Below are 11,666 nucleotides of genomic sequence, written 5' to 3'. Positions count from 1 at the left end.
CCGAGGGGATGGGGTCGGGGCGGGCGGCGGCCGCCGCGAGGCTCTGCTGGGCCTCGGTGACACGGCGCAGCTCGGCCAGCCGGGCCTGTGCCATCAGCTGCCAGACCGCGCGGGCCACGGCCGAGAACGTGGTGTGCGGCGGAACCTCCAGCAGCGGCAGGCCCTGCCGCTCGCAGGCGGCGACCAGGGCGCGCGGGACGGTGTCGTGCACCGGGGCCACCCCGAAGCCGAGCGCCGCGCCGCCCCCCACCACGATCCGGGAGACGTAGCCGGCGAAGTAGTCCCCCCGCCCCGCCGCCTCCGGGATGTGCACCCCGGCCGTGAGCAGCAGCTCGCCGCCCAGCAGGTAGGGGGAGGGGTCGGCCATCTCCGAGGTGTGCGCGCCGTGGATCACGGTTGCGGGGTCCGCGGGCCCGGCGATCTGCCGCAGGGCGAGGTCCTCCCGGGCCAGCAGCGCCTGGAGCGGCACCGGCGGGGTCGGCGGTACGGCCGGGGCCGGGCCGATCGTCTCCGGCATGGTGTGCGTACCCTCCATCCCGCCCCCGTTCCTGTGGATGAAACGTACACTTCGCAGTCGCATTCCGGCCACCTACTGTCAAGTGAGCACGGCAGCCGCGGGTACGGGCGGATGTCCCCGCGAGCCGCTGCCGACGGAACCGAAGGACCCGCACGACACGCCACCGGACACCATGCGAAGGAGGGCCGCCCCATGGCCGTCGACTACACAGTGATCGTCGTCTATCTCGCCGGCATGCTGGCGATGGGCTGGTGGGGCATGCGCCGCGCCAAGTCCAAGAGCGAGTTCCTGGTGGCGGGCCGCCGCCTGGGACCGGCCATGTACTCCGGCACCATGGCGGCGATCGTGCTCGGCGGCGCGTCCACCATCGGCGGCGTGGGGCTGGGCTACCAGTACGGCCTGTCCGGCGCCTGGATGGTCTTCACCATCGGCCTCGGGCTCCTCGCCCTGTCCGTGTTCTTCTCCGCGCGCATCGCCCGCCTGAAGGTCTACACCGTCTCCGAGATGCTGGACCTGCGCTACGGCGGACGGGCGGGCGTGATCTCCGGCGTGGTCATGTGGGCGTACACCCTGATGCTCGCGGTGACCTCCACCATCGCCTACGCCACCATCTTCGACGTGCTGTTCGACGTGAACCGCACGGTCGCGATCGTCCTCGGCGGCGCGATCGTGGTGGCGTACTCCACGCTCGGCGGGATGTGGTCCATCACCCTGACCGACATGGTGCAGTTCGTCGTCAAGACGATCGGCGTCCTGCTCCTGCTGCTGCCCGTCGCGGTGGTCAAGGCGGGCGGCTTCGCCGGGATGAGGGCGAAGCTGCCGGTCTCCTACTTCGACCCGCTGGGCGTCGGCGGCGAGACCATCTTCACGTATGTGCTGATCTACACGTTCGGCATGCTGATCGGCCAGGACATCTGGCAGCGCGTGTTCACCGCCCGCAGCGACCGGACCGCCCGCTGGGGCGGCACGGTGGCCGGGACCTACTGCCTGGCCTACGCCCTGGCCGGCGCGGTGATCGGCACCGCCGCCAAGGTGCTCTACCCGGACCTGGGCAGCCCCGACGACGCCTTCGCCACCATCGTCAAGGACGAACTCCCCGTCGGCGTGCGCGGCCTGGTGCTGGCCGCCGCCCTGGCCGCCGTGATGTCGACCTCCTCCGGCGCCCTGATCGCCTGCGCCACGGTCGCCAACAACGACATCTGGTCCCGGCTGCGGGGCCTGGCCAGGCGCTCGGGCGAGGAGCACGACGAGGTCGCCGGCAACCGCGCCTTCATCCTCGTCATGGGCCTCGCCGTGATCGGCACCGCGATCGCGCTGAACGACGTGGTCGAGGCGCTCACCGTGGCGTACAACCTGCTCGTCGGCGGCCTGCTGGTGCCCATCCTCGGCGGCCTGCTGTGGAAGCGCGGCACGGCCCAGGGCGCGCTGGCCTCCGTCGCCGTCGGCGGCCTGGCCGTCATCGGCCTGATGGCCGGCTACGGCGTCCTCGCCAACGAGCCCGTCTACTACGGCCTGTCGGCCTCCCTCGTGGCCTACGTCGCCGTCTCCCTGGCCACCCGGCCCACCGACGAGGCCGTCCTCGCCGTCTGGCGCGAGCGCCTCGCCGGGCGGTCCCCCGAACTTGCGTCCGAAACGGTCCCGGCTCACCAGTAGAGTCACAGGAAAGCAGTACATGCGCGACGAAGCGCGAGAAAGAAGGCATTCCACGATGAGCAGCAACGAGACGCCCCGCGGCCCCGTCGACTCCTCCCGCGTCCCGCGGTACGCCGGCCCCGCGACCTTCGCCCGGCTGCCCCGCCTGGACGAGGTCGGCACCGCCGATGTGGCCGTGGTGGGCGTGCCGTTCGACTCCGGCGTCTCGTACCGGCCCGGCGCCCGCTTCGGCGGCAACGCCATCCGCGAGGCGTCCCGGCTGCTGCGCCCGTACAACCCGGCGCAGGACGCCTCCCCGTTCGCCCTGGCGCAGGTCGCCGACGGCGGCGACATCGCGGTGAACCCGTTCAACATCAACGAGGCCGTGGAGACCGTCGAGGCCGCCGCCGACGACCTGCTCGGCACCGGCGCCCGCCTGATGACCCTCGGCGGCGACCACACCATCGCGCTGCCGCTGCTGCGCTCGGTGGCGAAGAAGCACGGTCCGGTGGCCCTGCTGCACTTCGACGCCCACCTGGACACCTGGGACACCTACTTCGGCGCCGAGTACACCCACGGCACCCCGTTCCGGCGCGCGGTGGAGGAGGGCATCCTCGACACCTCGGCCCTCTCCCACGTCGGCACCCGCGGCCCGCTGTACGGCAAGCAGGACCTCACGGACGACGAGAAGATGGGCTTCGGCATCGTCACCTCGGCGGACGTCTACCGCCGCGGCGCCGACGAGATCGCCGACCAGCTGCGCCAGCGCATCGGAGACCGCCCGCTGTACATCTCCATCGACATCGACTGCCTGGACCCGGCGCACGCGCCCGGCACCGGCACCCCCGAGGCGGGCGGCATGACCTCCCGCGAGCTGCTGGAGATCCTGCGCGGCCTGGCGTCCTGCAACCTGGTCTCGGCGGACGTGGTCGAGGTGGCCCCGGCGTACGACCACGCGGAGATCACCTCGGTCGCGGCCTCCCACACGGCCTACGAACTGACCACCATCATGAGCCGCCAGATCGCCGCGGCCCGGAAGGACGCTGAAGCGAAGTGACCCACGACCACGACCTGGTACTCCGCCCGACGCCGGCGCAGATCACCGCCGCCCTGAACCCGCCCCCGGGGCGCAACGGCGGAGACCTGGTCGTGGAGACGCTGGCCGGGCTCGGCGCGACGACCGTCTTCGGCCTGCCCGGCCAGCACGCCCTCGGCATGTTCGACGCCCTGCGCCGCTCCTCGCTGCGCTACGTCGGCCTCCGGGTGGAGAACAACGCGGGCTTCGCGGCCGACGCGTACGGCAGGATCACGGGCGAGGCGGCCCCGCTGTTCCTCTCGACGGGCCCGGGTGCGCTGACGTCCCTGGCCGCGCTCCAGGAGGCGGCGGCGGCCAGCGCGCCGGTGCTGGCGATCGGCAGCCAGATCCCGGTCGCGGGCCTGGGCGGGGCCCGCAAGGGCTACCTCCACGAACTCCCCGACCAGTCGGCCTCGTTCCGGGGCGTGGTGAAGTCGGTTCACACGGTCCGCAGCCAGTCCCAGATCCCGTCGGCGATCGCGGCGGCCTGGAAGTCGGCGCTGACGGCCCCGCACGGCCCGGTGTGGGTGGAGATCCCGCAGGACGTCCTGCTGGCGGAGACCTCCCTGCCGGTGGTGACGGCCCCGGACGCCACCCCGGACGACCTGGCCCCGCGCCCCGAACTGACCGCCCTGGCCGCCCACTTGCTGTCCCACGCCACCCGCCCGGCGATCATCGCGGGCGGCGGGGTCGTACGGTCGGACGCCTCGGGGAAGCTGCGGCTGCTGGCGGAGAGGCTGAACGCGCCGGTGGTCACCACGTTCGGCGGCAAGGGCGCGTTCCCCTGGAACCACCCGCTGTCCCTCCAGTCCTGGCTGGAGGACCGCCACACCACGGACTTCCTGGAGGAAGCCGACGTCCTGCTGGTGGTCGGCTCGGGCCTCGGCGAACTCTCCTCGAACTACCACACGTTCGCCCCCCGGGGCCGGGTCGTCCAGATCGAGGCCGACCTCGGCAAACTGGAGTCCAACCACCCGGCCGTGGGCATCCACGCCGACGCCCGCCTGGCCCTCCAGGCCCTGCTGGAGACGGTGGAGGACCGCCCGGACGACTCGGCACGGGAGCGGGTGCGCGAGCTGCTGGCAAAGGTGGCGACCCGCATCGACGGGCAGGCCCTCACCCTGGAGCGACAGGTCCTGTCGTCCGTCCGCCGGGCCCTGCCCGCCGACTCCCCGTCCTTCTGGGACATGACGATCCTGGCGTACTGGGCCTGGTCGGCGTTCGACGCGAAGGGCCCGAACCTCATGCACTCCGCCCAGGGCGCGGGCGGCCTCGGTTACGGCTTCCCGGCGGCCCTCGGCGCGGCGACGGCCGACCCGACCCGCCCGGTCCTGGCCGTCTCCGGCGACGGCGGAGCCCTCTACTCCATCGCCGAACTGGCCACGGCCAAGCAGTACGACCTCCCCGTCACCTGGCTGATCATCGACGACGGCGGCTACGGCATCCTCCGCGAATACATGACGGACGCCTTCGGCCGGCCCACGGCCACGGAACTCCACCGCCCCGACTACGTGGCCCTGGCGGAGTCCTTCGGCGTCACGGGGGTGCGCACGACCCCGGAAACCCTGCAAGAGGACTTGGCGAGGGCCCTGAACACCCCGGGCCCGTCGGTGGTCGTACTCCCGGCGGTGCTGCGGATGTTCGCACCGACTCACCTGGGCTGAGCGCGGGGCGCATTCGGCCCGAGCCGGGATCAGCGAGATGACGCTGGACTCCTCGGCGTACCTCCTGGAGTACGAGTTCGAGGCCTGAGGGAGCCAACTGCCTCCTCAGGCCTCGAGGTCGGTGCGCGGACGGCGCGGGTCAGCAGCCGCCCGGGCCCACGCCGTCGATGCGGCCGCCGAAGTCGCTCAGGTAGCGGGAGCGCCAGTCGCCGTTGTAGACGTCGCGCTTCTCCACCGGTCCCCAGTTGATGAAACACGCGCGGGTGGAGGAGACGAACGAGCCCACGTGGTCGTGGAGGAACGACGGCATGTCGCGGTAGCCGCTGCGGGACGTCCACTCCCAGGAGGAGCCGCCGAAGTTCTCGCCGCTCCAGAAGCAGACGGAGCCGTCGGGGCAGGAGGGCTGGGCGGCCTTGGCCGTCGCGGTCTGGGTGGGCAGCAGTACGGCGGTCAGGGCCAGGGCGGCGGCCAGCGTCCAGGAGCGGAGCTGCTTCATATGGCTCTCCAGTAACGGGAGTCGGGGTGTCCGGCAGGACGGTGCGCCGGGCTTCGTCATGGTGAGGGCAGCCTGTCCTGACACGCCCGGCGGTCACGTCCCAGTCCCCGGTGTGAGGGAAGAAATGGGACTAGTAGGACCAGGCGGGTGAGCAACTCCGCCTTTCCGAACACACGTGCAACCATCGACAGTTCCGGCGAGTCCACTAAGGCAGCGCACGGGTGCGCTCAACGGCGTTCAGGGGGACGCCCGTACGAACCTCCAAGGGGACTTTTTCCATGACTCACCGGACCACCGGCCGGGCCGGCGCGCTCGCGGCCGTCGTCAGTGCCGCGCTGCTCATACCCGCCGTCACCGCCGCCGCCCCGGCCGCCGCCGCCACCCCGGCCGTGACCTGCACGTCGGCCAACGCGGGCCTCGCCGCCAAGCTGAAGAAGGACATCACGGCCGCCCTCTCCACCCGCAAGGGCACCGTCGCCGTCGGCCTCTACGACCGCAGCACCAAGACCACCTGCACCCTGCGGGCCACCAGCGCCTACGACTCGGCCAGCACCGTCAAGGTCACCGTGCTCGCCACGCTGCTGTGGGACGCCAAGAAGCACAACCGGTACCTGACGAGCACCGAGCAGTCGCTCGCCAAGGCCATGATCACCCAGTCCGACAACAACGCGACCAGCAAGCTCTGGAAGCAGCTCGGCGTGACGAAGATCAAGGGCTTCCTCCAGGCCGCCGGCATGACCAAGACCGTGCCGGGCACGGGCGGCTACTGGGGCCTGACCCAGGAGAACGTCAACGACGAGCAGAAGCTGCTCCAGCTCGTCACCGCCAAGAACAGCGTGCTGAGCGACAACGCCCGCGACTACATCCAGAAGCTGATGGGGCAGGTCGTCTCCTCGCAGCGCTGGGGCACCCCGGCCGGCGCGCCGTCCTCCGTCTCCGTGCACGTCAAGAACGGCTGGCTGCAGCGCTCCACGCACGGCTGGCGCGTGCACAGCCTGGGCACCTTCAAGGGCGCCGGCCATGACTACGTGATCACCGTGCTGACGCAGGACAACAGCACGATGAACTACGGCGTGACCACCATCCAGAACGTTGCCAAGGCCATCCACAAGGACCTGGTGCCGACCACCTCCGGCGTCACCCGCTTCACCCCGACCAGCCAGCCGCGCGAGGCGTTCGTCGCCGCGCCGCCGCAGGGCTGACGCTTCACGGGGCGGCTTCCCGTACGTCACCGGCCGGCCCTACGGTGACGGCCATGCGCCTGAGAACCGTATGCGCCGGCCTCGCCGCCGGCCTGGCGGCGGTCACCTCGCTGACCGCCGCCGGACCCGCCGCCGCCCACTCGCCGGGCGACCACGCCTGTTCGCCGTACGCCGTCCTCGACCGCTTCTCCGACGCGCTCGACAAGACGACGTACGAGGGCACCTACACCGGCAACCTCTCCGCCCTCGCCGTGGACCGGGACGGCTCGCTCGCGGCCCTGGGGGACCGCTCGTCGCTGTTCCGGCTGGACGCCCGTACCCTCCGGCCCGAGGGGGTCGTCCGCCTCGCCGACGAGAAGGGCGCCGACCTCGACTCCGAGGGCCTGGCCGTCGACCGCGACGGCACCCGGCTGGTCTCCTCCGAGACCGAGCCGTCCGTCCGCCGCTACGCCCCCGACGGCCGCCTCCTCGACCGCCTCCCGGTGCCCGCCTACCTCCGGGTCGCCCCGGCCGGCCGGGCCACCGCCAACCAGACCTTCGAGGGACTGACCCTGCTGCCCGGCGGTCGCACCCTGCTGGCCTCCATGGAGTACGCGATAGCGGGCGACTCCGCCGGAACCGTCCGCTTCCAGACCTGGCGGCGCCACCGGGGCCGCTTCACGCCCGCAGCCCAGTACGCCTACCGCACCGACCCCGGCCTCGGCGTGCCCGAGGTCCAGGCCACCCCCGACGGCCGCCTCCTCGTCCTGGAGCGCGGCTTCACCGCGGGCGTCGGCAACACCGTCCGCCTCTACCTCGCCGACCCCCGCCACGCCACCGACACCTCCGGCATCGAGAACCTCACGGGCCGCAGCGGCGTCCGGCCGGTGAGCAAGACCCTGCTCGCCGACATCGCGGCCTGCCCCTCCCTCGGCGCCACGGCCAGGCAGCCCCAGCCCAACCCGCTGCTGGACAACATCGAGGGCATGACGATCACCGGCCGGGACGCCCGGGGCCGCCTGAAGGTCCTCCTGGTCAGCGACGACAACCAGAACCCGGCCCAGACGACACGGTTCTACTACCTGCGGGTACGTACCTGAGGGACGCCCCCGCTCATACGGCGGGGGCCCGGCACCGGGGGCGCGAGGCGGATCCCCGCCCCCGGAATGTTGCGGAGGGATGAAATCCGCATCCCCCCGTGTTGGTGCCTTGAGGTAAAGCAGGGCGAACGGAAGGCACCGGCGTGGCAGCGCAACGGGGATGGGCACGACGGCTGGCGGGGTACGCCTGGCGGTATCCGAAGGACGTCGTCCTGGCCCTCGGCTCCTCCCTCGCCGGCATGGCGGTGACGGCCGTCGTCCCCCTGATCACCAAGGTGATCATCGACGACGTCATAGGCGGCCACAGCCGCGCCATGGCCCCCTGGGCCGGCGCCCTGACAGGCGCCGCCGTCCTCGTGTACGTCCTCACCTACATCCGCCGCTACTACGGCGGCCGGCTCGCCCTGGACGTCCAGCACGACCTGCGGACCGAGATGTACGGCACGATCACCCGGCTGGACGGCCGCCGCCAGGACGAGCTGTCCACCGGGCAGGTCGTCGGCCGCGCCACCAGCGACCTCCAGCTGATCCAGGGCCTGCTCTTCATGCTCCCGATGACCATCGGGAACGTCCTGCTCTTCCTGATCTCCCTGGTGATCATGGCGTGGCTGTCGCTGCCGCTCACCCTGGTCGCCCTCGCCGTCGCCCCCGCCCTCGGCTGGATCGCCCGGCGCAGCCGCACCCGGCTGCACCCGGCCACCTGGTACGCCCAGGCGCAGGCCGCCGCCGTGGCCGGCGTGGTCGACGGCGCGGTCAGCGGGGTGCGCGTGGTCAAGGGCTTCGGCCAGGAGGAGCAGGAGACCAACAAGCTCCGCGAGGTCGGCCGCCGGCTGTTCGCGGGCCGGCTGCGCACGATCCGCCTGAACAGCAGGTACACCCCGGCCCTCCAGGCCGTCCCGGCGCTCGGCCAGGTCGCCATGCTGGCCCTCGGCGGCTGGCTCGCCGTGCACGGCCACATCACGCTCGGCACCTTCGTGGCCTTCTCCACCTACCTGGCCCAGCTGGTCGGCCCGGTCCGGATGCTCGCCATGGTCCTCACGGTCGGCCAGCAGGCCCGCGCGGGCACCGAGCGCGTACTGGAGCTGATCGACACCGAGCCGGCCCTGAAGGACGGCACCAAGGAGCTGCCCGCCGACGCGCCCGCGACCGTCGAGTTCGACGACGTGAGCTTCGGCTACGACGAGAAGCGCCCGGTCCTTCAGGGGATCAGCTTCGAGATCCGGCCCGGCGAGACCCTGGCCGTCGTCGGCTCCTCGGGCTCCGGCAAGTCCACCCTCTCGCTGCTCCTGCCGCGCTTCTACGACGTCCACCGGGGCGCCGTCCTGATCGGCGGCCACGACGTGCGCGAGCTGACCCTGGACTCGCTGCGGGCCGCGATCGGACTCGTGCCCGAAGATTCGTTCCTCTTCTCCGACACCGTCCGCGACAACATCGCCTACGGCCGCCCGGACGCCACCGACGAGGAGATCGAGGCCGCCGCCCGCGCCGCCCAGGCGGACCGTTTCATCAGCGAGCTGCCGGACGGCTACGACACCAAGGTCGGCGAACACGGCCTGACCCTCTCCGGCGGCCAGCGCCAGCGCCTCGCGCTCGCCCGCGCCCTGCTCACCGACCCCCGCCTGCTGGTCCTGGACGACGCCACCTCGGCCGTCGACGCCCGGGTGGAGCACGAGATCCACGAGGCGCTGAGCCAGGTGATGCGGGGCCGCACCACCCTGCTCATCGCGCACCGCCGCTCCACCCTGAACCTCGCCGACCGCATCGCCGTGCTGGACGGCGGCCGGCTCGCCGACATCGGCACCCACGACGAGCTCCAGGAACGCTCGGCCCTCTACCGCCGGCTGCTCACCGACCCGGACGAGCTGGGCGGTGTCTCCCCGGGCCACGCCCGCCCGGCCACGCCCGCCGAGGACACCTCCGTCCGCGACGAGCTGGACGCCGAGTTCGACGCCGAGCGGGGTGTGACCCCCCGGCTGTGGACCGGCGACCGCGAACCGAAGGACCAGGCGCTCTCCGGCTCCCCGGCCACCCCCGAGCTGCTCGCCCAGGTCGAGGCGCTGCCCCCGGCCACCGACACCCCGGACATCGACGAGGGCCGCGCGACGCTGCCCGAGGACTCCTACGGCCTGCGCCGCCTGCTGCGCGGCTTCTGGCCGCCGCTCATGATCAGCCTGGCACTGGTCGCCGTGGACGCGGGCGCCGGCCTGCTGCTGCCGGTGCTGATCCGGCACGGCATCGACTCCGGCGTGACCCGGATGGCGATCGGCGCGGTGTGGTCGGCCTCCCTGCTCGCCCTGCTGACCGTGCTGGTGCAGTGGGCCGCGCAGATCGCCGAGACCCGGATGACCGGCCGCACCGGCGAGCGCGTGCTCTACACCCTGCGGCTGAAGATCTTCGCGCAGCTCCAGCGGCTCGGCCTGGACTACTACGAGCGCGAGCTGACCGGCCGCATCATGACGCGGATGACCACGGACGTCGACGCCCTGTCGACCTTCCTCCAGACGGGCCTGGTCACCGCGTTCGTCTCGGTCGTCACCTTCTTCGGCATCATGGTCGCCCTGCTGGTCCTCGATGTGCAGCTCGCGCTCGTCGTCTTCGCCACCCTGCCCCCGCTGGCCGTGGCCACCTTCTTCTTCCGCCGGGCCAGCGTGAAGGCGTACGAACTGGCCCGCGAACGCGTCTCCGCGGTCAACGCCGACCTCCAGGAGACGGTGGCCGGACTGCGGATCGTGCAGGCCTTCCGGCGGGAGCGGGACGGCGGCCGGCGGTTCGCCGAGCGCAGCGCCGAGTACCGGCACGCCCGCATCCGCGGCCAGTGGCTGATATCGGTGTACTTCCCGTTCGTGCAGCTGCTGTCGTCGGTCGCGGCGGCGTCCGTGCTGATCGCGGGCGCGGGCCGGGTGGAGGCGGCCACGCTGACCACCGGCGCCCTGGTGGCCTACCTGCTCTACATCGACCTGTTCTTCGCGCCCGTCCAGCAGCTCTCCCAGGTCTTCGACGGCTACCAGCAGGCCACGGTCTCGCTGGGCCGCATCCAGGAGCTGCTGCGCGAGCCGACGTCCACGAAGAGCGCCGAGGCCCCGCTCGAGGTGCTCTCGCTGCGCGGCGACATCGCCTTCGAGGGCGTCCGGTTCGCCTACGGCGACGAGGAGGAGGCCCTCACCGGCATCGACCTGACGATCCCGGCCGGGCAGACGGTCGCCTTCGTCGGCGAGACGGGCGCCGGGAAGTCGACGCTGGTCAAGATGGTCGCGCGGTTCTACGACCCGACCGCCGGGCGGGTCACGGTCGACGGCACGGACCTGCGCGCCCTGGACCTCACCTCGTACCGGCACCGGCTCGGTGTGGTGCCGCAGGAGGCGTACCTCTTCCCGGGCACCGTCCGCGACGCCATCGCCTACGGCCGGCCCGACGCCACCGACGCCGAGGTGGAGGCGGCGGCCCGGGCGGTCGGCGCGCACGAGATGATCGCCCGGCTGCCGGGCGGCTACTTGCACCGGGTGGCCGAGCGCGGCCGTAACCTCTCGGCGGGCCAGCGCCAGCTGATCGCCCTGGCCCGCGCCGAGCTGGTCGACCCGGACATCCTGCTGCTGGACGAGGCCACGGCCGCCCTGGACCTGGCCACCGAGGCCCAGGTCAACCAGGCCACCGACCGGCTGGCGGGCCGCCGTACCACGCTGGTGGTGGCCCACCGGCTGACCACCGCGGCCCGTGCCGACCGGGTGGTGCTGATGGACCACGGCCGGATCGCCGAGGACGGCACCCACGAGGAGCTGCTGGCCCGCGGCGGCCGGTACGCCGAGCTGTGGCGGACCTTCGTCGGCCGGCCGGAGCCGGAGGAGCCGGTCGGCGCGGCCCGTTGAGGCCCCCCGCCGCATCGTTTGGCTGACGATCGTGCAACCATCCGGCATACCCCTGCGTCCGTACAACAGTACGGAGACAGGGGAGTGTGACCGGGTACGGGGAGGACGAAGTGGACAGTGGTGCGATACGCCGGCGGC

The 11,666-nt window shown here is 72.4% G+C and carries 8 protein-coding genes; 6 read left to right on the top strand and 2 right to left on the bottom strand.

The features are described from left to right. Nucleotides 1-535: PucR family transcriptional regulator ligand-binding domain-containing protein (locus H5J33_RS11360; RefSeq protein WP_181794774.1), on the bottom strand; the 535-nt coding region annotated here is incomplete at its 3' end. Between the two features lie 174 nt (nt 536-709). On the opposite strand from H5J33_RS11360, the gene H5J33_RS11355 reads away from it, so the two are divergent. The 3 genes from H5J33_RS11355 to H5J33_RS11345 are packed head-to-tail and all read left to right on the top strand — an operon-like array spanning nt 710 to nt 4,888. Continuing rightward, nucleotides 710-2,170, top strand: coding sequence for a sodium:solute symporter (locus H5J33_RS11355; RefSeq protein ID WP_181794773.1), 1,461 nt, complete (start codon nt 710-712; stop codon nt 2,168-2,170). 55 nt (nt 2,171-2,225) lie between these two features. Next, a complete protein-coding gene (gene speB / locus H5J33_RS11350; RefSeq protein ID WP_181794772.1) occupies nt 2,226-3,206 on the top strand; it encodes an agmatinase in 981 nt (326 codons plus the stop codon). Continuing rightward, nucleotides 3,203-4,888: a thiamine pyrophosphate-binding protein gene (locus H5J33_RS11345; RefSeq protein ID WP_181794771.1), complete on the top strand. Its 1,686-nt coding sequence runs from the start codon at nt 3,203-3,205 to the stop codon at nt 4,886-4,888. Before speB ends, H5J33_RS11345 begins: the two co-directional genes overlap by 4 nt. Nucleotides 4,889-5,027: 139 nt before the next feature. On the opposite strand, the gene H5J33_RS11340 is transcribed toward H5J33_RS11345, so the two are convergent. Next, entirely contained in the window at nt 5,028-5,384 is a 357-nt protein-coding gene (locus H5J33_RS11340) for a peptidase inhibitor family I36 protein (protein ID WP_181794770.1), read from the bottom strand. Between the two features lie 278 nt (nt 5,385-5,662). On the opposite strand from H5J33_RS11340, the gene H5J33_RS11335 reads away from it, so the two are divergent. The 3 genes from H5J33_RS11335 (at nt 5,663) to H5J33_RS11325 (ending at nt 11,528) form a co-directional block, all read left to right on the top strand. Next, entirely contained in the window at nt 5,663-6,586 is a 924-nt protein-coding gene (locus H5J33_RS11335) for a serine hydrolase (protein ID WP_181794769.1), read from the top strand. A gap of 53 nt (nt 6,587-6,639) precedes the next feature. Then, a complete protein-coding gene (locus tag H5J33_RS11330) occupies nt 6,640-7,665 on the top strand; it encodes an esterase-like activity of phytase family protein (protein WP_181794768.1) in 1,026 nt (341 codons plus the stop codon). Between the two features lie 143 nt (nt 7,666-7,808). Further along, nucleotides 7,809-11,528, top strand: coding sequence for an ABC transporter ATP-binding protein (locus tag H5J33_RS11325; protein ID WP_181794767.1), 3,720 nt, complete (start codon nt 7,809-7,811; stop codon nt 11,526-11,528). The last annotated feature ends 138 nt before the right edge of the window (nt 11,529-11,666 follow it).

Origin of the sequence: Streptomyces sp. WELS2 (assembly GCF_013870595.1) — a bacterium.
Taxonomy (GTDB): Bacteria; Actinomycetota; Actinomycetes; order Streptomycetales; family Streptomycetaceae; genus Streptomyces.
The sequence above is the reverse complement of the archived record's forward strand: the minus strand, read 5'-3'. Positions and strand labels throughout refer to the sequence as shown.